Origin of the sequence: Fischerella sp. JS2, from assembly GCF_032393985.1 — a bacterium.
Classification (GTDB): domain Bacteria; phylum Cyanobacteriota; class Cyanobacteriia; order Cyanobacteriales; family Nostocaceae; genus Fischerella.
Genome location: NZ_CP135918.1, coordinates 280,756 through 303,604, shown reverse-complemented (window position 1 = coordinate 303,604; position 22,849 = coordinate 280,756). Strand labels below are relative to the sequence as shown.

The 22,849-nt window shown below is 41.0% G+C and carries 15 protein-coding genes and 1 pseudogene; 8 read left to right on the top strand and 8 right to left on the bottom strand.

The features are described from left to right. Window positions 1–165: 165 nt before the first annotated feature. Window positions 166–1,530, bottom strand: a complete 1,365-nt coding sequence (locus tag RS893_RS01290; protein WP_315789447.1) for an APC family permease — start codon at window positions 1,528–1,530, stop codon at window positions 166–168. 328 nt (window positions 1,531–1,858) lie between these two features. On the opposite strand from RS893_RS01290, the pseudogene RS893_RS01285 reads away from it, so the two are divergent. Then, a pseudogene (locus RS893_RS01285) lies at window positions 1,859–2,254 on the top strand (hypothetical protein); the annotation flags it as partial. Between the two features lie 920 nt (window positions 2,255–3,174). Here RS893_RS01285 and hisA read toward each other — a convergent pair. The 3 genes from hisA to RS893_RS01270 all read right to left on the bottom strand — a co-directional run bounded on the left by hisA (window position 3,175) and on the right by RS893_RS01270 (window position 4,715). Next, on the bottom strand, window positions 3,175–3,948 hold the full coding sequence (gene hisA / locus RS893_RS01280; protein ID WP_315789446.1) for a 1-(5-phosphoribosyl)-5-[(5-phosphoribosylamino)methylideneamino]imidazole-4-carboxamide isomerase: 774 nt from the start codon (window positions 3,946–3,948) through the stop codon (window positions 3,175–3,177). Window positions 3,949–4,080: 132 nt separating this feature from the next. After that, window positions 4,081–4,371: a DUF3593 domain-containing protein gene (locus RS893_RS01275; RefSeq protein WP_009454030.1), complete on the bottom strand. Its 291-nt coding sequence runs from the start codon at window positions 4,369–4,371 to the stop codon at window positions 4,081–4,083. Next, the gene (locus RS893_RS01270; protein ID WP_315789445.1) at window positions 4,368–4,715 is read right to left on the bottom strand and encodes a DUF2499 domain-containing protein; all 348 of its coding nucleotides are present in this window, start codon (window positions 4,713–4,715) and stop codon (window positions 4,368–4,370) included. The genes RS893_RS01275 and RS893_RS01270 overlap by 4 nt, the downstream gene beginning before the upstream one ends. Window positions 4,716–5,256: 541 nt before the next feature. Here RS893_RS01270 and RS893_RS01265 point away from each other — a divergent pair. After that, a complete protein-coding gene (locus RS893_RS01265; RefSeq protein WP_315791830.1) occupies window positions 5,257–5,718 on the top strand; it encodes a TspO/MBR family protein in 462 nt (153 codons plus the stop codon). A 159-nt stretch (window positions 5,719–5,877) separates the two neighbouring features. Here RS893_RS01265 and RS893_RS01260 read toward each other — a convergent pair whose 3' ends face one another. After that, window positions 5,878–6,510 (bottom strand): pentapeptide repeat-containing protein, encoded by a 633-nt coding sequence (locus tag RS893_RS01260; RefSeq protein WP_315791829.1) that lies wholly within the window; start codon window positions 6,508–6,510, stop codon window positions 5,878–5,880. A 483-nt stretch (window positions 6,511–6,993) separates the two neighbouring features. Between RS893_RS01260 and RS893_RS30445 the strand changes: the two genes are divergently transcribed. The 3 genes from RS893_RS30445 to RS893_RS01245 all read left to right on the top strand — a co-directional run bounded on the left by RS893_RS30445 (window position 6,994) and on the right by RS893_RS01245 (window position 14,218). Beyond that, window positions 6,994–12,291 carry a translocation/assembly module TamB domain-containing protein gene (locus RS893_RS30445; RefSeq protein WP_315789444.1) on the top strand — a complete coding sequence of 1,766 codons (5,298 nt, stop codon included), beginning with the start codon at window positions 6,994–6,996 and terminating at the stop codon, window positions 12,289–12,291. A gap of 255 nt (window positions 12,292–12,546) precedes the next feature. After that, window positions 12,547–13,224: a cob(I)yrinic acid a,c-diamide adenosyltransferase gene (gene cobO / locus RS893_RS01250; protein WP_315789443.1), complete on the top strand. Its 678-nt coding sequence runs from the start codon at window positions 12,547–12,549 to the stop codon at window positions 13,222–13,224. A gap of 256 nt (window positions 13,225–13,480) precedes the next feature. Further along, entirely contained in the window at window positions 13,481–14,218 is a 738-nt protein-coding gene (locus RS893_RS01245) for a hypothetical protein (RefSeq protein ID WP_315789442.1), read from the top strand. 88 nt (window positions 14,219–14,306) lie between these two features. Here the strand turns inward: RS893_RS01245 and RS893_RS01240 are convergent, their stop codons facing one another. Continuing rightward, complete coding sequence (locus RS893_RS01240) at window positions 14,307–15,446, bottom strand: quinone-dependent dihydroorotate dehydrogenase (RefSeq protein ID WP_315789441.1); 1,140 nt, start codon at window positions 15,444–15,446, stop codon at window positions 14,307–14,309. A gap of 97 nt (window positions 15,447–15,543) precedes the next feature. Here RS893_RS01240 and RS893_RS01235 point away from each other — a divergent pair, with 97 nt between their 5' ends. The 3 genes from RS893_RS01235 (at window position 15,544) to RS893_RS01225 (ending at window position 19,863) form a co-directional block, all read left to right on the top strand. Next, a complete protein-coding gene (locus RS893_RS01235; RefSeq protein ID WP_315789440.1) occupies window positions 15,544–18,366 on the top strand; it encodes a GAF domain-containing protein in 2,823 nt (940 codons plus the stop codon). Between the two features lie 330 nt (window positions 18,367–18,696). Beyond that, window positions 18,697–18,867: a DUF2256 domain-containing protein gene (locus tag RS893_RS01230; protein ID WP_315789439.1), complete on the top strand. Its 171-nt coding sequence runs from the start codon at window positions 18,697–18,699 to the stop codon at window positions 18,865–18,867. A 36-nt stretch (window positions 18,868–18,903) separates the two neighbouring features. Further along, window positions 18,904–19,863 carry an isoaspartyl peptidase/L-asparaginase gene (locus RS893_RS01225; RefSeq protein ID WP_315789438.1) on the top strand — a complete coding sequence of 320 codons (960 nt, stop codon included), beginning with the start codon at window positions 18,904–18,906 and terminating at the stop codon, window positions 19,861–19,863. A gap of 97 nt (window positions 19,864–19,960) precedes the next feature. Here RS893_RS01225 and glmU read toward each other — a convergent pair whose 3' ends face one another. After that, window positions 19,961–21,346 carry a bifunctional UDP-N-acetylglucosamine diphosphorylase/glucosamine-1-phosphate N-acetyltransferase GlmU gene (gene glmU / locus RS893_RS01220; RefSeq protein WP_315789437.1) on the bottom strand — a complete coding sequence of 462 codons (1,386 nt, stop codon included), beginning with the start codon at window positions 21,344–21,346 and terminating at the stop codon, window positions 19,961–19,963. A gap of 200 nt (window positions 21,347–21,546) precedes the next feature. Continuing rightward, complete coding sequence (locus tag RS893_RS01215) at window positions 21,547–22,776, bottom strand: two-component system response regulator (protein WP_315791828.1); 1,230 nt, start codon at window positions 22,774–22,776, stop codon at window positions 21,547–21,549. Window positions 22,777–22,849: the final 73 nt, after the last annotated feature.

Genomic DNA, 22,849 nt, shown 5'->3' with positions numbered 1-22,849 from the left:
GTTAGGAATCAGTGTAGACGCGTGGCGGCAAGCCGCAGGCTACAGTTAACAGTTAACAGTGAGTAATAGAATTTGATAACTGATAACTGAACTACACCTCTCACACTCCTCACACCCTCTTCCTAATGCGTAAATTTTGAATTTCTCCCCACCTCCTAATCTGCTTCACCTATTCCTAAACAAGTAGCGATCCAAGTACAGCAACGGGATTGCACAAATCACCGCCACCACACCAACTAGCGCCCCCACTCCGGTATAAGCCAAGCTGGAGTAGAGTAAGTAGCTACAGACAAGACAAAATAGCAAAGGCAACCAAGGATAAAGTGGGACTTGAAATGGGCGACTGATATAGGGTTCTCGCATTCGCAATATAAATAGCGATATGCCAGAAAGCAGGAAGAAAAACCAAAATACAGGGGCTGTGTAGTCTACCATTGTTTCAAAGCCGTTGCGGGTGATACTGCCTAGCCCCACCAAAGCCAGGGAAATCGCACTCTGCAACAGAAAAGCCATAGCAGGAGTACTTTTTTGATACTGCCAATTTCCCATAAATCGAAACAGTGAAAAGTCCTGTGCTAAGGCGTAGTTGGTACGTGCCCCAGTTAAGATAGTGGCGTTAATTGCCCCTAAAGCAGAAACTGCAACCAGCAAACTGATAAATAATGCTCCCACTTCACCTAAAGCCTGACGCATCAAAGTAGCTGCGACTGCTTGTGACTGGGCCATTTCCACCAATCCCAATCCCCGTAAGTAAGCTAGATTAATCAACAGGTAAATGCTGGTGATAATGCCAATACTCCAAAGTAGTGAACGGGCTATATTTCGCTGTTTATTTTTGATTTCTGCTGAGATATAAGCTGCCTCGTTCCATCCACCATAGGATAGTAAGACAAACACCATTGCTAATCCCCAAGTGCCTTCAGAAGTAGAGGAATAGCCTGAGGTTTTAACCCCAGGAGGAGTTGCAAAGGAAAGTCCAATGATCACCACTAACAGCAAGCCAAGGACTTTTGCCAGCGTTAGTAAGTTTTGTGTCCATTTACCCTGCTGCAAACCGAAAATGTTTAATGCTGTTAATACAGCGATCGCACTTGCTGCATAAATGGCAGAGGAAAAGGCTCCAAGTGGCAAAATTTGGGAGATATAATCACCAAAAACAAATGCTAACAGAGCAATTGAACCTGTTTGAATGACTATCATCCGCGCCCAGGCAAATAAAAAGGCGACTTTCTGCCCAAAGGCGCGCTTGAGATAATGGTAATTACCTCCCACATGGGGATAAGTCGTCGCTAACTCGGCGTAACATAAAGCCCCAATGAAAGATATCGCACCTCCTGTTAACCACAACAGCAGTACAGCAACATTACTACCTGCATTAGCCGCAACCAAAGCAGGGCTTTCAAAAATGCCCGCCCCGATGACAATACCGACTATTAAAGCTACAGCATCGCCAAATGCCAGTGAAGGCTTCGGTGCTGCAACTTCAGTTGTTCCTGTCTGCTTTGATAAAGCATGATTTTCACGTTTCATATTTTGGTAGAGAAAGGGAAAAGGTACAAAGGTGAGTATCAGAACTTTTTCTGCTTACCCTCTAGCCTTGCCCCAGATTGTGATAGTTAATGTGGTGAACCTTATGAAGAGGGAGTAGTGACTAAATTTCCCTATCTCTAGGGTTAAAAATAAATGTGACTTAAAAATGACAGCAGGCAATTAAGAAGCTGATGCATATGTATTAATACAATGCAGTAGTGGCGATCGCTTCTTACTTGACAACAACAGATGAGCTTGAATGTATTTAGTACATCAGTACTAAATTTCAAATATTCAACTTGCGTTCCTTGGCTTTAGTCTTTGACTGGAAACAGAGAAAGCGATCGCTGAAAAAGAAAAACAATTTGAAGAGTATAAAGCTAAAGTCGAAGCTTTCCCCAAAGAAAAAGAAGCCGCAATCAAAAAAGCAACAGAAGAAGGTAGAGGTATCGGCCATTATCAAGCTAAAGTTAAAGCAGATTTATTTGCCAAAAAAGTAGAAGGATAAAAGCATTTTTATGAGCAAAGATTGCAATCTTTAGAACAGACTATTAATAATCAAGAAACACGTATTCAAAACTTCTCTAAACAGCTAGAATCTACCTTAAAACAAGTTCAAGATTTGGCAGTAAAACCTATTGAAGGGTCTGCAAATATAAACTCTAATCAAGCGATCAAAGAAATAGCTTTAGAACAAGCTAAAAGTCAAGTGAAGAATAAGTAGTTTTGGCGACCAGTTCAGTAGGGTGTGTTACGGCACTAGTTAAATAAAGATAGCAAGCATAAATATTTTTGCCGTAACGCACCGTAATAAATGGTGCGTTGCGCTTCGCTATAATGCACCCTAACAAGTAAATATTTACTTGATAAATACTATTTCATTCTTTTCTCTATTTATTATTAGTATTAGTTTTAGGAGTTAAACCACGTTCTCTTCTAAGGGGTCTATCCTTAATTGGTGGTTGAGGTAGCTTTGGTTTCTTACTAGCCATAATTTTTACCCTTTCATTTAATTCCTATATTAATTACACAATTGTTGTTATCATTTCCAGAAATATAGCGATTATTTGTTGCGTGAACTGTATAAACCTCACCCCGCCCTATCGGGTACTCCTCTCCGAACCCGCGGAGAGGGGCTATTCTTGTGAGGTAAAAGTGTATTGCATCGAATTAAAAATTGGTGTATTCAAAATCAAATCCAAATTTAATAACTTATGATCATTATCAAGTTCTATAAATAAGAAAATAGAGACGCAAAAAAGCGCCTCTAAAAGAGAGGAAACCCATTATGAAAATTTAAAAACTCAAAATTAGAACTTCAAATTTGTCATGAAAAAGCTAATTATAATCAGTAAATAAATTTACTTACTTCAGCATTGAATTTAATACATATACTCAAGCTGTCTTGGGTTTGGAGTTGTTGGTTTGGGCTTGAAGCTTATTGCTACCAGATTCAGTTTTAGGTTTATTTGTGACAGGAGGTTTTGGGCGAGTCATAGTAACTAAGTCATTTTTAACTCTCTACAACTTGAACTACACCGTAGTAAATTCGGAATCCGGAAAATAAAAAAATAACTGACTTGATAGTCAGTTAAAAAATATTAAGCTCAAGAAAAGTCTTTACTCTTTGTGCGACATAATATGCTAAGCAAAAGCTGAAAAACCTAAATCTGGCGGTATATCTTGAATACGCCCCGGACCAATAGCCCGAACTGCTTCTGAGACAGAGATATCACCTGTGTATAAGGCACGCCCAATAATAACACCTGTGACACCTTGAGGTTCTAATGCTAACAAACTAAGGAGATCCGTGAGCGAACTAACTCCACCAGAAGCAATTACAGGAATATTGATTGCAGCAGCTAGTTCGCGTAAAGCATCTAAGTTTGGCCCTGCAAGAGTACCGTCTCGATGGATATCTGTGTAAATTACTGCTGCTGCTCCTAATTCTTGCATTTGCACAGCCAGTTGTGTGGCAAGTACTTCTGAAGTTTCCAACCAACCACGAGTCGCTACTTTGCCATTACGAGCATCAATGCCGATGATAATCTGTTGGGGAAATTCTTGACAAAGTTGTTGCACTAACTGCGGTTGTTCTACAGCCACAGTTCCCACAATAGCCCATTGTACGCCTAAATTAAACAGCTGCTGTACGCTGTCTCGTGTCCGCAAACCTCCACCCACTTCAATCGGTACAGACACTGCTTGAGCGATCGCTTCTATTGCCTTTAAGTTTACTAATTTACCAGCTTTCGCTCCATCCAAATCAACTAAATGAAGTCTTGTTGCACCCTCCTCAACCCATTGTTTAGCAACATCCACCGGATTTTCGCTAAAAACTTGTGAGCGATCGTAGTCTCCCTGATAAAGTCGCACACAACGACCTTCTAGTAAATCTATCGCTGGAATAACTTCCATAATTATCCTTAAAGTAGTTAGTGGTTAGTAGTTAGTAGTAATTCCTCTACTCCTCACACTCCCCCCACTCCACCCTTACCTTAAGCCGCTACGCGTCTACACACTCCCCACACCTCCCCACCTCCCCATCTCCTACTCCCTAGTCTCTTTAATCACTGCTTGCCGAAAACCCAGCACAATCAAGATATTAGCAAGCGTCAAAAAAAATTCTGCACTTCCATGCAACCAATCAACATTTGCCAAAGATTGATTATAGTGCAGTTGAGCATAAATCCCAGCTGGGATAGTGACACCGACAAACACCAGGGTGCAGTAAAACCCGTATAATGCCAAGCGTGGCATCTGCTTGACTCTACTAATAAACCACAAGAAACCCAAGTAGGGAAACAGTGAGAGGATAAACAGGGTTTCTTTTGAAATCATTGCTTCGATTTAATACCTTCTGTAGAAGTGACTTGAGTAGCTATAGTTGTAGATTTAGCATTGCGCCAAATCCACGCCGCAGCTGCCCAAAGCGTAATATTACCAACTAAAGTCATGGTAGCTTGAAGCGTGACCAACCATTCTAGTGATGCTGCATTCTCAAAATAGTGCCAGGTGCAGGCACACATTGCACTCACTAAAGCTGGTAACATAGCCAAAGATAATGTCCACCAAGCACGGTTGCCAGTCACTTCACCGTATTGCCAAATTAGCCAAATGGCAGCAATCCACTCGATAACGCTAGAAACGTGAATAATCCAGGTGGGAATTGAAAGAACGTGCATGTTAGTCGATAGTCAATATTCAGTGAAGATGAAGCATGTGATGGTTAATCATCAGACTCATAAATTATAGTTCGACAAAGCACTGAGTTTTGCCACAATATCGTCTGGTTTAACAGTTTATCAGTGATCAGTTATCAGTTACTGATCACTGTGTCTGTAATAGTGCTAGGTATAGATTGGGAAGTAACGGAAGTAGTAGGTTGGTTGTTATTTACTTAATTACTAGATACTTGTTTACAAGCAATGGATGTACCAAAAATAAGTATGATTGCTAATGAATATAAAATTCCCTTCATCATCTTTAATCTTGCTTTTGTTCACCTATAATCAGCACTAAAACTGACAACATAGTTTTCTAGTCCTGATTCTAAGAAAAGATAGAAGCAAGTATCCTCATGTAATTGGTTCACCAACTCAGGTGATATCTGGTCGAATGTAGCGAGTGAAAGAGTTACAAATTGTTTGTACAAGGGTATGTGCAATAATTTTCTTCAAAAATCTACACTGCTAGTAAAATCGTATTTCTATGGGTTCTGATATTATGAAAGCTCGATGGATGATTACTGTGGTCTCAGCAGCGTTATTTTTTGGCGGTAGCTTATTTACATCTTTACGCGATCCCTGGTTTCAGAGTTTGCGACGTCCTGAATGGCTAACTTTTGAGTTTTTAATTCCATTTATTTGGATATTTATTTGGATTTGCACCACAATCTCTGCAATTCTAGTATGGGAGAGAAGCTCCAAAAGGTTTCGTCCTTGGTTATTGATGGGGATGTATGCAGCGATCGCCATTCTGACTTCAGCTTACAGTCCTATCGTAGTAGAATTTCGCAGCTTGATTGGTGGAATGATTGTAGGCGGCTTAGCAACAGTTCTCGTTTATATTTTGGCTTTGCTAGTAAAGCCAATTTCTCAGACTGCTTCCTGGCTATTTTTACCTTACGCTCTTTGGGGTCCTATAGGCACTTACCTGACATGGGTTTTGATTCAACTTAATTTTTAATCACACTCACAAGACTGCATACAAAATTGTATAAGCCCGTACCCACAATATTGACACCAAAACTCTATTTTCTTTACCATTGCAAATTCCCGTTCTTTTACACCTGTATTAGCTTGTGACCAGCATTGCTTCTATCAAAAATTTGAAATTTTCCTATTTTTAATTTGTTAATTCTAAAGCATAGGAAAATAATGATTCAGGCAAACAAGCGCCACTCAAATTCACATCACATAGATCAATATCATCCATATTTGTACAACTTATATCCGCATCACGCAAATCTGTTCTTGATAAAACAGCTTTAGACATATTCGCATTATACAAGTCTACTTTACTCAAATTAGCACCAGTTAAATTTGTCTTGCTCAGATTTGCGCCTGCCAAATTAGCACCAGTTAGGTCGGCATAGCGTAGATCCGCACCTTCTAGATTTGTATTACTTAGGTCAGCATAGCGTAAATCAGCTAGCCGCAGGTCTGCTCTAGTTAACATGGCGTTGTGCAAATCGGCTTTTGTGAGCATTGCTCGAATTAGGCAACCTTTGCTCAAATCAGCCCAAATCAATAGACAATCCCTTAAATCAGTCCTCCATAGAGTTGCTTCTACCAATTTTGCTTCATTTAAATTTGCTCCACGCAAACAAGCTCCTGATAGATTAGCCCCACTCAAATTACTCTGACCAAAGTTAATTCCAATTAAACAAATATCATTCAAGTTAACTCGTTGCAAGCTCACTTGCAAAAAATGTCTGTTGCCCGCAGCATAGCGTTTGAGAATGTCATTAGCATCCATGATTTCAACACTTTTGCATAATTGCATATTATTTTGTAAACTTATGTAAATAAATATAACAAAAATTAAAAAATAATCAATACTAAATTGCGAAAAGGGTGAAGGTAAAAGGATATTCACTCACGAAAACTGAGAGTATCTCCTTCATATGCAATAACTCCTTGCAGGGTAAAAACCTTCAGACGGCATAAGTGGGGACGGCACTCGATGTGGCGGCAACGCTTCTTCCCCACCCGTGCCTCATCAATCCAAAATCCAAATTTGTTTGACCCTATTTTTGACTTCCCTTGCTTTTGGTAGATGTTTTAGATAGCGATAAAAAGTTATCCCTATTGCAAAAAAGCAAATATAACTCGTAAATCAAAACACCATAAAAAAGGGAGTTGAGAATCTACATACCTTTGCCCTATGCCCCTTGTGCTTTCTGCCTTTTTGTACTAACTATGTTTTAGCGTCACCTCCAGCAGTATTTTTTAAACCAAAATGACAGGCTCTCCTAACCCAGATAATCAACCTCAGTCTCATGACAATAGACGCTTCTGGTTCCTGCTGTTAAGCCGTACTGGTATGACTATAGGTGTGATTTTGCTAGTTGGAATTGCAGGAGGTGCGTGGTGGGCTTGGACTTTTATCAACAATAAGTTAGCACCATTAGTACAAACAAATCTTCAGCAATTACTCGGACGACCTGTGCAAGTGGGCAAAGTTGAGGATTTTTCTTGGAATAGCCTGCGATTTGGCCCATCATCAGTGCCTGCAACCCCCACAGACCCAGATAATCTTAAAACTAAAGCTGTCCAAGTACAATTTGACCCTTGGCAACTCATCACAAATCGAACTTTAAAGCTCAATGTAACTTTAGTCCAGCCTGATATTTATATAGAACAGGATCAACAAGGTCGTTGGGTAACAACAACAATTAAGCCTAGTGCAGAAGAACAGACAGGTTTTATTCAAACGGAATTGGAGGGTATTGAGGTTAAAAGTGGAGATGTCACTCTACAACCAACTTCCCAAACACAAAAACCTAAAGCTACTGTAGGATTTAATCAGGTCAATGGTGCAGCTCGTTTTCTGGAACGAAATCAACTAATTACCTTTAAACTCAATAGTCAACCCGCTAACGGTGGTGATTTACAAATTGTTGGCAATACACGCCCCAGAATTGGACAAACTAACCTCAAGATCAATGCCTCCCAATTGCTAGCATCTGATCTTTCTCGATTAGTAGAGACACCAGTAGACATCCAAGCAGGTCGTGTGAGTGGTGACTTAACAGTTCAATTACAACCTAAGCAGCCAGAAATTGCTCTTTTTGGAACCGTGGGATTAAATCAAATTACTGCACAAGTTGCTAACCTTCCCACAAAAATTTCTAACACCACAGGTCAACTCAACTTCCAAAATCAACAAATTGCCCTGGAAAACGTGACTACGCTCTACGGTAGCGTACCAGTGCAAGCACAAGGAACGATCAATACCCAGACTGGTTATAATCTCACAGCACAGGTAAAACCAGTTCAACTCAAGAATGTTTTAAACTCTTTGAATGTGAAGTTACCTGTACCTGTAGCCGGAACGGTGCAAGCCAATATCAAAGTGCAGGGGGCGCTACAAAAACCCATCGCTACAGGAACTGTTAGTACTGTCCAAGCTGCTCAAATTGATCGCCTCATTTTTAATCAAATTAGCACTGGTTTGCGGCTGACTCCCAATGAACTAGTTTTTGCTAACATCCAAGCTACTCCTAAGGTCGGAGGCAAAATTACTGGTAGTGGTCGAGTCGGTTTAGGCAATCAAAATAGAGTTGCTTTTAACTTGCAGGGGCAGAATTTACCAGGAGATGCGATCGCTAAAACCTACGAAGCATCACCCCAAATCCAAATTGGCAATATATCGGCAAACACGCAAGTTTCTGGTACTTTAGGTAACTTGCAAACAGTAGTAGAAGTGCAAGCACCTGCTGCTACCTACCCTGCACAACTGGAAGTAGCCATTGATAATTCTGGAGTTGTGCGGTTACAGGATGCTGTTGCCAAAGTGGCGGGGGGTACAATTACAGCAACAGGAAAACTGGTAGATAATCGTTGGCAAGGTGTGGTAGATGCGAATGGCATTGAGTTGAGTAGTTTTCCCCAAGTGCCACCGCAGTATCAACAAGGAACTGTCAATGGTAAATTTAATTTAGCTGGCACTACTGATTCCTTCCAACTAGCAGATATTCAAGCTACTGGGCAGGCTAGACTCAATTTAGCAGAAAGTAGCGTAAATCTTAGGGATATTCAGCTTAATAACGGTCGTTGGCAGGCAGTAGCAAATGCTTCCCGAATTCCACTGAGTCGGATTGCTGAAAATATACAAGGACAAGTCACCAATGCTAACTTGCGCCTGTCGGGAAAGACTGATTCCTTCCAACTAGCAGATATTCAGGCCGTAGGCCAGGCAAGTGTAAATGTAGCATCAGGCACATTAAACCTGAATAATATTCGCCTCAATAATGGTCGCTGGCAAGCAGTTGCGAATGCTTCCCAAATTCAACTTAATACTTTATCCGAAAATTTACGTGGTCGTCTCAGTGGCCGCGTCGGCTTAACGGGAACTGTAGCATCGTTTCAACCATCCGCCATTCAAGCAGCTGGACAAGTGCGCCTTTCTCAAGGTTTAGCCCAACTCCAACAACCACTAACAGCCCAATTCCAATGGAACGGTGAGCAGTTACGAATTGTACAGGCAACTACACCAGGTTTAAAGGCTGCGGGTACGGTGGCGATTTCCTTTGCAGACACAACCACGCCACAAGTGCAAAACTTCAATTTGGATCTATTGGCACAGAATTACAACTTGCAAAACCTGCCCTTTGATTTGCCTGGTAATTTAGCGATCGCAGGTACACTTGATTTCGATGGCACAGTCACAGGCACTCCTAGCACTCCCGTTGCCTCTGGTAATATCCAATTAGAGAACTTTAAGGTTAATGATTTAGCATTTGATCCAGTGTTAACTGGTCAGGTTAGTTACCAACCAGAACAAGGAAGCCAACTGCAACTGCGAGGTCAACAAGACCAAATTGCCTTAAACCTTAGCCCTGACAATCGCCCGATATCATTTTTAATTAGACGTGATGGCACTGTCGCCACTGGTAGAACTCAAGGAGACAATCTCCTAGTCAACCTGCGAGACTTTCCCTTATCTGTAGCGCAAAGTTTAATTCCTGGTGGTACGAGAAATATCGGGCCAGTTGCAGGAGATTTATCTGGAAATTTTGTCGTTAATTTAAGCGAATCCTCCGTTATAGGTGATGTGGCTATTACTCAACCCAAGATCGGCAGATTCACCGCCGATGAATTTCGGGGACGCATTGGTTTTGCTAATGGGATCGCCAGTCTCTCAGAAGGCGAATTGCGCCAAGGTCAAGGTCGTTACCAACTCAGTGGTAAATTCCCGACTACAGGTAATCAACCCTTAAATTTTCAACTTAGCTTCGACCAAGCCAGAGTAGAGAACATATTATCTGCACTCAATATCTATAACTTTTCAGACATTGCCACTGGTTTTGAACCTCCAGACTTTGTTGGTGCAGAAGCACTTGCTACCGTCCCTGTCGGTCGACCTAATGCATCTTTGGCAACTCAATTGCAGTTGTTTAATAAAATTTCAAATTTGGTAACACAACAACAGCAGCAACAGCAACAAGCGCGAATACCAACCCTAGCAGAATTAAGCGGTCTAATAAATGGACAAATTGAAGTTACAGGCACTTTACAAACAGGGTTGAATACCAGCTTTAACCTCACAGGTTCCAACTGGGTGTGGGGTGATTATAAAATTAACGAAGTTGTTGCCAATGGCAGTTTTGCAGATGGTGTTGTGAGGTTACAACCCCTACGGGTCAATTTAGATGGATCACTCCTAGCTTTTAGTGGACAGTTGAGTCAGGAACAACTATCTGGACAAGCCCGAGTCCAAGCATTGCCTGTGGAACTAGTCGAGGCTTTTTTGCCAAACCTACCTGTAGAAGTTACGGGTAATTTGAATGCTCTTGTAACTCTAGCAGGCAGTTTAAATAATCCTACTGCCATTGGGGAGATCGCGTTGGTAGATGGCAGTATAAATAACCAATCCATCCAGACAGCACAGGTAAGTTTAAACTATAACAATGCTCGCTTAAATTTTGGTAGCACTATTTCAGTAAAGGGAACAGGTACAGAACCAGTAGAAATTACAGGTAATGTTCCATTAGAATTACCTTTTGCCACCGTCAAACCAGATAGCGACCAAATCAGCTTGAATGCAAATGTTAAAAATGAAGGCTTAGCAGTATTAAACGCGTTGACAAACCAAGTTAGTTGGGTTGGAGGTGAGGGAAACGTCAATCTGCAAGTTGATGGTACATTCAGCCAGCCCAATACTACTGGTATCGCCACAGTTAGAAACGCTACACTGAAATCTCCCAACCTCTCCCAACCGTTGACAGATGTTACAGGAACAATTCGATTTGCAGGCGATCGCTTCAACGTTGAAGGTCTACAAGGAAGATATAGTCGGGGACAATTAATAGCATCGGGTATTCTACCAATTTTTGCCACTCAGAATGCCCTCCAGCAAGCCGCGACTAATCCTCTCACTGTTGTGTTAGATAACCTCAGGCTGAATTTACCACAATTATATGCAGGAGGAGTGAGTGGGAATGTAGTAATTAGAGGCACAGCGCGATCTCCCCAACTGAGTGGAAATGTGCGACTCCAAGACGGTGAGATATCTTTAAACCAAAATGGTAAAGCTTCTCCAAGCACAGGTACAACACCTGTAAATAATTCTGTAACAAATAGCGAGATATTTCTACAAAAACCTGCGACTACAACTACAAATACTCCTCCGAAGCAGACACAAAACACAGCCAATTCTTCACCTTCTCCCAGTCCAACACCCATTAATCTACCTATAGAATTTGCAGATTTTCGGGTGATTCTAGATGATGATGTGCGCGTTACTCAAGAACCACTTTTCAGCTTTGTCACAGAAGGAGATATTACCCTCAACGGTACTTTAGCTAATCCTCGTCCGCAAGGAGTAATAAATCTCAAACAAGGTCAAGTCAATTTATTTGTGACTCGATTTACCCTAGCGCGTGGGTACGAACAAACCGCCACATTCACTCCCAGGCTGGGACTTGACCCGATTTTAGATGTGCGACTAGTCACATTGGTTCCACAATATAACAGGAGTCGTTTACCGACCACACCTACATCGACCGAGATTAACGATTCTTCTGCCAATGCCTTGGGTACTTTCAACACTGTTCGCATTCAAGCTAGTGTGCAAGGGCCTGCCAGTAAATTATCTGAGAATTTGGAATTAACTAGTGAACCTACTCGTACAGAAGCAGAAATTGTTGCCTTATTGGGAGGTTCTTTTATCAACGTCTTTGGTCAGCCTGATGCAACCAGTATCGGCATTGCTACTCTAACTAACTCTCAGATATTTTCTGACTTTCAAGGCAGAATTAGTCAACTGGCTGAGACAATTGGTTTAAGAGAATTCCAAATTTTTCCGACTATTGAACCTACAGCCAGTGGAGAAAGTTCAGTACTGAGTTTAGCAGCGGAGGCAGCAATTGGTATTTCTAACGATATTTCTTTTTCAGTATCACGGGTTTTTTATGGCAACGAATCCTTCCGTTACAACTTGCTTTATGAACTCAGCGATCAACTAGTTATCAGAGGTTCCACCAATTTAACTGATGAAAGTCGAGCAGAAATTCAGTACGAAACAAGATTTTAAATCATTGAGAACTCAAATAACACCACTCAATAACCATTCGTGTACCCTTCGGGAAGCTGCCCTTAGGGGCGTCTAGATCGGTGTGTATCGGTGTTCGTCTTCCCAAAAAAGATTGGACGATCAAGATAACTTGCAGCCACAAAAAAATCAATGAATAGCGAACACAGATGTACACAGATGTACACAGATAAATCAAAACCTTAATTTACATCAGAACTTAACATTAACTTATATATTACTTTCAAAAAATCATAGATGAATACCGATAAATCTGCTGACCTTAACTCAGACACAGAAGCTGATCGCTTAATGGAGGAAGCGTCATCTTCATCCCTTACAGAGGAACAGTATCGCCAAAAAATGCAGCGACGCAAGCAAGTACAAGATCAACGCATAGCACAGGCAATACCAGAAAAAGGATTAATTATAGTTCACACTGGCAATGGCAAAGGAAAAACAACTGCGGCCTTAGGAATGATATTACGCTCGCTCGGTCATGGGTATAAAGTGGCGATCATCCAATTTATCAAAGGTGCTTGGGAACCATCAGAAAAAAAGGTTTTTAGTCTTTGGCCAGATCAATTAGAATTTCACGCTATGGGCGAAGGCTTTACCTGGGAAACCCAAGATCGCGATCGCGATTTGGAAAAAGCACAAGCCGCTTGGCAAAAAGGATTAGAATACATCCGCAACCCAGAATTTAAGCTGGTGTTATTAGATGAAATAAATATTGCTATTAAGCTTGGATATTTGCGTGTAGAAGAAATTTTGCTGGGTTTAGAGCAAAAACCAGTTGATAATCACGTTATTCTCACAGGCAGAGGCGCAACTCCAGCCTTGATTGAACATGCTGATTTAGTCACAGAAATGAAATTGATAAAGCACCCTTTCTGTGACCAAGGTGTAAAAGCTCAACCAGGAATTGAATTTTAATGGTCAACTGTCAATTGTCAATAGTTGGTAGTTAGTGGTTAGTGGTTGATTGTTGGTTGGTAGTAGTTAATTTATTATTGACTCCCCACTGCCCCTAATCCCCACCAGGGATCGGTGAGTTCCCCATCTCTCCACCTCGTGGAAAATTCGGTTTTGCCAGGAAAACTTTTGGCAAAAATACAAAAACTACAAATTTTTGTCCAGATTTTTGCCAAGATAATATTATTTCCCTAAGAGTCATTTGGCAAAAATGGGCATGAGTGAAAACAAAATAGAAGACTATGGCAGAGGATACCTAGTTCTGCTTTTGCCGATATCGTTTTTAATTATTTTCCTAGTCGCAACCTGGCGACTTTGGTTGGCATTAATCTTTGTGGGGTTGGGTTTCAATATTTGGCAGCGCTATCAATGGCAAAGGTGGTGTTTGCAGGTTAACCCGATGTTTAATCAATTGATTCGGGAAAATCAAGGCAAAATTACACCAATGGATTTGGCAATTAAAGGGAATTTTTCTGGAGAAGCGGCAAAACGATATCTGGATGGAAAATTAGCAGAATTTGCCGGCAGTATTGTTAACTCAGAAGATGGTGGTAAGGTGTATTACTTTATCACTGCCAGTACTCTCGGCAGCATCTTTGATAGTAGCGAACCAGTGAAAGAACTTCCTCATCAAAGGTCTAGCACAATGATGGAATTGCTGGCTCCGCCGTCGAAGCAAGTAGAACAAGAAGAACCAGAAACACAAACAACAGAAACTCCATCACATACCCATCAAGAGGAAGTCAAAAAACCATTAGAACAACAACTAATTTTTGGTTCGCTTATTCAATCAGAACTAGCGAAACGTCTCAATGTGTATTCTAGTACTGTATACAAAAGAAGAGACGATCCAGAATTTCCTGAGTGGAGTCGTAGCAAAGATCCAGATGGCATCGCCTGGAGGTATTCACCAAAAACTAAGGAGTTTTTTCCTATAGAAGAAGAGAAGAGTTGAAGGGTGAAAGGTGAAATCAGTGAACAGCTACCACTGATAACTGATAACTGAATTACCTCATTTGTGGAGTCAATCCAAAATCCAAAATCTAAAATCGAATGACTTTCAAACCCACTGCTTGGGAGATGGAATTTAATCCTGTTTGTTCTAACTTAGCAAGCAACCCTTCGAGAATACCACGTATCATCAATGGGCCAGAATAAATCCAGCCTGTATAAACTTGGATCAGACAAGCACCAGCAGTAATTTTCTCCCAGGCGTCCTCCGGGGTAAAAATACCACCAACGCCGATTATTGGTATTTTTCCTTGGGTTTGTTGCCAAATAAACCTAATTATCTCTGTAGAGCGATCGCGCACTGGCAAACCACTAATTCCACCAGCTTCTTGTTGTGGTGATTTGCCTGTTTTGGCAATCACCTGTGTTTTTAATCCATCGCGACGAATGGTAGTGTTAGTGGCAATAATTCCCGCCAATTGATAAGTTTGAGCCAGGGAAATAATGTCAGCGATCGCTTCCCATTCTAAATCCGGTGCTATCTTGACAAAAATAGGTTTTTGTGTATTATTTTCTGTTTGTAATGCTGCTAAGATTGAACTCAGCATGGTTGCATCTTGGAGCGATCGTAAACCAGGTGTATTGGGAGACGAAACATTCACCACAAAGTAGTCTCCCAGTTCTTTGAGTAAGCGAAAACTATTGAGATAATCTTCAGCAGCAGCTTCTAATGGTGTTATCTTAGATTTGCCTAAATTTATACCAATAGGTATGGTAGGAGGAAACTGCTGTTTAGATGCTGCCAACCGCGCCGCCATTGCAGCAACACCACTATTATTAAAGCCCATACGATTGAGAGCAGCTTTGTCTAAAGGCAAGCGAAATAAGCGGGGACGGGGATTACCCGGTTGGGCAACAAAAGTTACAGTTCCTACTTCTGCAAAACCAAAACCAAAATTCGACCAAATATTAGTAGCAACCCCATCTTTATCAAATCCAGCTGCTAAACCTATGGGGTTGGGGAAGTTTAGCCCAAACAGCGTCTGTTCTAAACGTTTATCAGTAACAGACAAAGAATTGTGTAACCGTTTGGCAATCCAGCTAGCAGGAGGGCGATGGTTATTGTTTGCCAGCCAACTGAGACTACGAATTGTTGAATAGTGCAACGACTCTGGATCTGCGTCAAGCAGATCAAAGAAAAACGGACGGATTAAAGCTTGATAAATATCCAAATTTGGTTGATTTTAACTATGATTGTTTGTTGTTTGTTGTTTGGAAGTTTGATCTGGGCATCTTATATATTAGCAAGCAACGTTTAACGGTAATCGGATGAGGCAGCAACAAAACCTTACAGCCGCCGAACAACAAATCATTTCCTTGGGACGAGTTCTGCAAACTCTCAGGGAAGAAGATCATGTTGATGCTCTGATTGCAACCACAATTTCTTATCTGCAAGAGCAATTTGAGTACAGCCTGATTTGGATTGCTCTTTATGATCGCCTCAATCATATGTTATTAGGGCAAGGTGGCGTTACCCCTGGTGGTAACACTAGTTATTTACAACAACGAGTAGTTCTCAATCCTGGAGATTTGTTAGAGCAAGTAGTAATTGAACAGCGCCCCTTAGGTGTAGCTGATTTACGAGCGGAAATTCGGATTGAGGCATGGCAACAGTTAGCACAACAATTAAACATTCAAGGAACAATAGTAGTCCCTATTTGCTACAAAAACCGCTGTTTAGGTTTAGTGTTACTGGGTTCTCAACGCTGGGGTTACTTGTTAGGTGGAGAAGCCAGAGCCAGGCTGATGATGGTTGTAGGTGAATTGGGGGCTGCACTTTATGAAAGAGAAATGGATTTGCAGCACAAGCAAACCAAGCGCCTCGACAAGCCACTACTACGGTTACTAAATAATCTACAAACTCTCAATCATCTAGAACAAAGATTAGAAGCAGTTGTAGAAGCGACGCAAGAATTTATTCTACCTACCCGTACAAGTATTTATTGGTTTGATAGGGAAGGCTATTACTTTTGGCGACGATTAAGTAACAAAAAAAATCATCAGGAAACAACAGCAAAAATTACAGTACACGAACTGAGTGATTTTTATATTGCTTTGTCAGTCAATGAAATTGTCTGGATTGGCGAAGGACGCAGTTCTTTAAAAAGTAATTTTACTGTGAAGTTGTTGCAACGTTTTGGAGTACGCAGTCTGTTAGCAGCTCCAATTATCTGGCAAAAGGATTTCCTGGGCTTTTTGACAGTGGAAAGTACTGAACCGCACATCTGGACAGAGGCAGAAAAAAACTTTACCAAAACAGCTGCTGGTTTAATTTCTCTTGTTACACCTCTAAAGGAGACAGAAAGCACTATCAAACAAATTCAAAATGATGCTTATTTAACTAGTCAAATTGCCCAGGGTATTTATAGTAATTATGACATTCAAGAAATTTTAGACCTCTGTGCTGCAAAAGTTTTACAACGCTTGCTTATAACTCGATTTTTGTTACTGCATTATGATTCTGAACAAAATAATTATCAAATTTTTTACCAAAATCAACCACATAATAGTCGTCCTCTAATGTGTTCTTTAGAAGCTCTCAAAGATGTAGATTGGCAACTTTTGTTTCGTTCTACTGGAGCAGTAGCAATTGAGAATTTGGAAACAGATTTACGGTTTTTTAATTGGCATCCTCGCCTATTGGAAAACGGTGTGCGATCGCTTATAGTTTGTAACTGCGCTTTTGCTCAAGAACCCAAAGTACTGTTAGCTTTAGCCACAGAAACCCAGCGTAGTTGGACATCAATAGAAAAAGAATTAGTCCAGGTTGTGGCTCAACAAATTGGTGTCACTATCCGCCAATGGCAGTTGCATCACCAAACTCAGCAACAGCAGAAAATTTTGCAAAGTTTTCAGCAATGTCTTCGTATTCTAGAGCAATCCCAGGATTCTCCAACACAACCTATTCAGCATCTAGAACGCACCGCCTTAGAACAAATCGCTGCCATTCTCAATTGTTCACTAACGATACTTTTATCTTGGCAACCGGGCGAAAATGTGGCAAAAATTATACCTGGGGTTATTGCCAATTCAGAATTTGAGATTGTCATTGATATACCAATTCCACTTCAAAATGAAGCTTTGATTCAATGGGCGTTACTCAGTGAGGATTTATTACCCATAACAGTTAATGATTTACCTTCTGCTACTAAAAAATGGTTGAGTGGTGCTGGTATTGGTCAAATTTTAGTGATGGCATTACGCACAACTGCTGATTATCAACCTACAGGTGTGGTGGTTATAGCTGACCATTGGCAACGTCGATGGTCTGAAGATAGTCTATTAGCCACAGAAACTCTAATTTGTCAACTAGCTTGGTCACGGCGATGGTTGCAAATTACCCAAATGTTAGAGTCTCGGACAGAAGAACTTAGACAACTCAATTGGTACAAACATCGCCGTTTAGAAGAGATCCAAAGAAGCGTAACGCAGTTACTCGTGCAAATGGATGATTTGGGTATTCCTGCTAACGAACTAACTCACATGCGCTACCAGCAACTGCTACGGCAATTAGATAACAACACAGCTTCCATGACAGCCTTATTAAAACTGGAACTATGGCAGTTGCAGATGAGTTGGGAAACCGTACCCATCGCTAGTTTGTTAAAGCGATCGCTCGAACGAGTTGATAATTTACTTAAACAACAAAGACTGTGGGTAGGTGTGCATGGTTTGGGACAACAAGAAGGTGAAGAATCATCCAAAAATTATTCGCTTCTGCCTCACTCTTCGTTAGCGATCGTTGGTGATATTGTAAAAATAGAATTGATTCTGCATGAGTTACTAGTTTGTGCCTGTCACCGTTCCACAATACTTGGCAGAATAGACATTTGGTGTCGTCGTTTAGATGAACAGTTCCTAGAAGTATCGATTACAGATAATGGTGACATTGAATCACAATTACTGACAGAACTCCATCAAGATACACCTAAAGATATACTTGCTCCCTCCAGGCTTGAGCAATTACCCGGTCTAAATCTATTAATCTGCCAAAAACTTATGCAGCAACTTGGTGGAGAATTGCATTTCTATCAACTACCAGATGGTCGCACCGTTAGTCGCTTACTTTTACCGTTGGCGCGTAGTAATTAGGAGATTGGGTATCGGGGATAGGGGGGGACAAGGAGAACAAGGAGAACACGGAAGACAAGGGAGAATTTCTTCCAATCCCCAATCCCTTTTTATAAAGTAAAAATATATACAGAAAATCAACCGAATATTTGCTTGTATTTAGTCATTCAAAATCAGGGTTGGAAATTTTTAATTACTTAGCGAAGGACTTTACCGAAATATTTCAGAATTGATGAATTTGCAATTCTCAATTCCGTATTCTGAATTCTAAAAGTCATCTACGTTTGTAACAAACAGCTATAATTGATTTCCATCTCAAGTGAATCAATTTTTAATCTGCACAGTAGAAATATGGCACGTAGCCGTTCTAAATCTGACTTGCCTACAAAAATTTGTCCGGTATGTCAGCGTTCGTTTTCTTGGCGCAAAAAATGGGCAGATTGCTGGGACGAGGTGAAATACTGTTCGGAACGCTGTCGTCGTCGTCGTTCTACGGCTCAAGATGAAAATAATGAATCGTAAAAATACTTAGACTCAAATTACACAAATCAAGAGGAGATGAAGATACAGGTGCAACCTAAGTTAATTATTCATGGGGGGGCTGGTAGTTCTTTACATGGAAAAGGCGGAGTAGAGGCAGTACGCCATTCACTTTATAAAGTAATAGAAGAAGTATATTCTCTTTTACTTTCCGGCGTGACTGCTAAGGAGGCAGTTGTGTGTGGATGTCAAATGTTAGAAGATGACCCCCGTTTTAATGCAGGTACTGGTTCAGTGCTGCAATCTGATGGTCAAATCCGTATGAGCGCAGCTTTGATGGATGGCACAACCCAAAGCTTTAGCGGTGTAATCAATGTTTCACGGGTGAAAAACCCCATCGATTTGGCAAAATCTTTGCAAAGTTCTCCAGATCGGGTACTGTCAGATTATGGTGCGGCTGAGTTGGCACGGGAATTACAAATTCCTAGCTACAACGCTTTAACTGATTTACGCTTACAAGAGTGGATTCAAGAACGCCAGCAGAATTTTAAACATACAATGGCCAGTGTAGTAGCAGAGCCAGAACTAGTGGAAACTAGTAGCGCTCGTCGTGGTACTATTGGTGTTGTAGCTCTAGATACTGAAGGTCAGATAGTAGTGGGTACTTCTACTGGCGGTAAAGGTTTTGAAAGGATTGGTCGCGTCAGTGATTCTGCGATGCCTGCTGGTAATTATGCTACCAAACATGCAGCAGTTAGTTGTACTGGTATTGGAGAACACATTATTGATGAGTGCCTAGCAGCAAGGATTGTAGTACGTGTTACAGATGGTATGTCTCTAAAAGAAGCTATGAACCGATCTTTTGCAGAGGCGCAGCACAATAGGCGGGATTTTGGAGCGATCGCTCTAGATGCTAGTGGTGCGATCGCTTGGGGAAAAACTAGCCAAGCCTTACTCGCTGCCTATCACGACGGTGAAAAAATAGGTGACACACTAGAACTTCCTGAAGGTACAGAAGTAGGTTGTATTGAAGTATGAAGTGTAAAGGATGAAGGATGAAGTTATAAAGTATAAACTTTTATCCTTCTGCCTTTATCCTTCTAATAATTACTTCTTAGCTAGTAGCCTGAAATTCTCAACTTGAGTTTTTTGGTTGTTGGTTTTGGGCTGAGCGTTTCTTGGACACCCAACCTGGTTTTACTACTGGACGTTCACGGGCAATTACTAAACAATCATCAGGGACATCTTCTGTAGCCGTGGAACCTGCTGCTACGTAGACATCATTTCCCAAGGTAATTGGTGCGACTAAAACAGTATTACAACCTGTGCCAGTGCGATCACCTATTTTTGTTGGATGTTTTTTCACGCCGTCATAATTAGCGGTAATAGTTCCTCCACCAATATTGACTTGATTTCCGGCAGTGGTATCACCTAAGTAAGATAGGTGGGCAACATTGGTGTGTTCACCCAACTTAGTATTTTTCAATTCCACAAAATTACCAACGCGACATTTAGCACCAACTTCTACATGTCCGCGTAAATGTGCATAGGGGCCAATACGGCTACCCGCTTGGACAATGCTATCTGTCACCACTGAATACATGACAGTAACATTTTCACCAATCTGACTATTTTCAATTAAAGTTCCAGGCCCGATGCGGCAGCCTGTCTTGACTACCGTATTTCCACGTAAATGAGTTTGTGGTTCAATAATTACATCTATTTGTAACTCTACAGTATCATCAATTGTAGTACTAGCAGGGTCAATAATAGTAACACCTGCAACCATCCATTTTTCCTTGATGCGCCTTTGCAAAATTTCGTAGGCAGAAGCTAGCTGCAGGCGATCGTTAATACCCAAAATTTCTTGGTAATCTTCTACATTTACAGCCATTACCGGAGAAACTTGAGTAACGGCATCAGTCAGATAATATTCTTTTTGGGCATTATTCGCTTGTAAGTGCGGCAATACTTTAGCCAAATCCTGCCAACGAAAGCAATAAACCCCTGCATTGATACAGCAATTTTGTCTTTGGGCAGGAGTGCAATCTTTTTCTTCTACGATTTGCTGCACAATATTGTTATCGTCACAAAAAACGCGTCCATAGCCTTTAGGGTTGCTTAGATACGCAGTCAAAATAGTAGCGGCATTTTGTTTTTCTTGGTGTATTTGCAAGAGATTTTGCAGAGTTTCAGTGCATAGTAAAGGTACATCACCATTGAGTATCAAGACATCGCCGCTATACCCCTCTAAGTAAGGAAGCAATTGCTGAATAGCATGACCTGTTCCTAACTGTACACTCTGTTCTACAAACTCTAGATCGGGAATGGACAGCATGGCTGCTTTCACTTCTTCAGCTTGATACCCCACAATAACCATCTGTCGTGAAGGCGAAAGTGGTTGGACAGTTTCGATGACTCTCTCGACAAGTGACTGCCCACCCAAAGAATGCAAAACCTTGGGAAGATTGGATTTCATCCGTGTCCCACGTCCTGCCGCTAAAATTGCTACAACTACCATAATTAGCTATCAGCCAAGTGAATTGCGTTGATTAAGCTTGGTACTTTAAGATTCAGGCTCAAATCATACCACTTTATAAGTTAATGGTTGGTAGTTGTTAGTTGCTAGTTGTATAGTTGTTAGGAATTTTTTATTGATTAGAATTAGCTGGTTATTAGTAATTGTCCAATCAACAAACAACAACCAACAAACAACAACTACTACTGTTGTTTAGAACTGCGAATAAATTCTTCAAACTGCTGCATTAGTTGAGGATTTCGCCAACCCTTGGCTGTTTCTTCTTGCATGACAGTGAGTGCTTCCTGTGGAGAAAAGGCTAGCTTGTAAGGTCGTTCGCTAGTCAGGGCATCATAAATATCAATAATCTGAAAGACCTGTGCCAGGTAGGGAATATTTTCCCCTATGAGTCCATCAGGATAACCTGATCCATCCCAACGCTCGTGGTGATGGCGAATAATAGGAATCACACCTTGCATACTGCGTAATGGTTGGCAAATTTTTTCACCAATCAAAACGTGCTGCCTCATAATATTCCATTCTTCGGGGGTAAGTTTTCCCTTTTTGAGTAATACAGAGTCAGGAATACCTACCTTACCAATATCGTGAAGATAACCACCCCACATTAAATCCCGAATTTGATTACGTGAGAGATTCAAGTATTCACCAAAAGCCTTTCCCAGTTTTACTAGCCGTTCACAATGATCACCAGTATTTGGATCGCGGCTTTCAATTGACCTCGCTATAGAAAACAAAACTTGTTCAGCATGGTCTAAATCTTCATTCAAACGCTTTTGTCTCACCAAAGATTTGACACGTGCTGCCAATTCTACACGGTCAAAAGGCTTACTTAAAAAATCATCTGCGCCGACTTCTATACCTCGAATACGTGATCGCCGATCGTTTAAAGCTGTGACAAAAATTATTGGTATAAGTCGTGTATGCTCATTTTGCTTGAGCAACTGACATACTTCAAACCCATCTAAACCGGGCATCATCACATCTAGCAAAATTAAATCCGGTTGCTTTTGGGTTACTAATTCAACCGCAGTAGAACCACTATCTGCTTCAATTACTTCATAGCCTTCCATTGCCAATAGGGCAACAGCAGTCATGCGACTAGCTGCATGGTCATCTACGATTAAGACTTTTGGGGCATCCGAATCAAAACCATTCACTTTAGACCCTTTGCCTGGTTGTATCTTGGATTCCAGAACATCGTAACCAAAGTTAACACAAGGTTTGCTCCAACAGGACAAAGTTCCTGCCTGTCCAACGTTTAGGTCTTGTTTAGATAAGTCCAAAGAATAATTTTCTGCATTTGGTAATGCTACAACATAATTAGCATCTATATTATTAACATTGTTTAGGTGATTTAAACTAGCCACACTTGCTTCGGTAGAGCCCATAACCTTGGATGTCCATTGAATCACAAAGGCACTCCAATATTTAAAATCAGTTAACAAAATTAATCTTCAAAAAACAGTTTAGTACTTGAGTGTATTT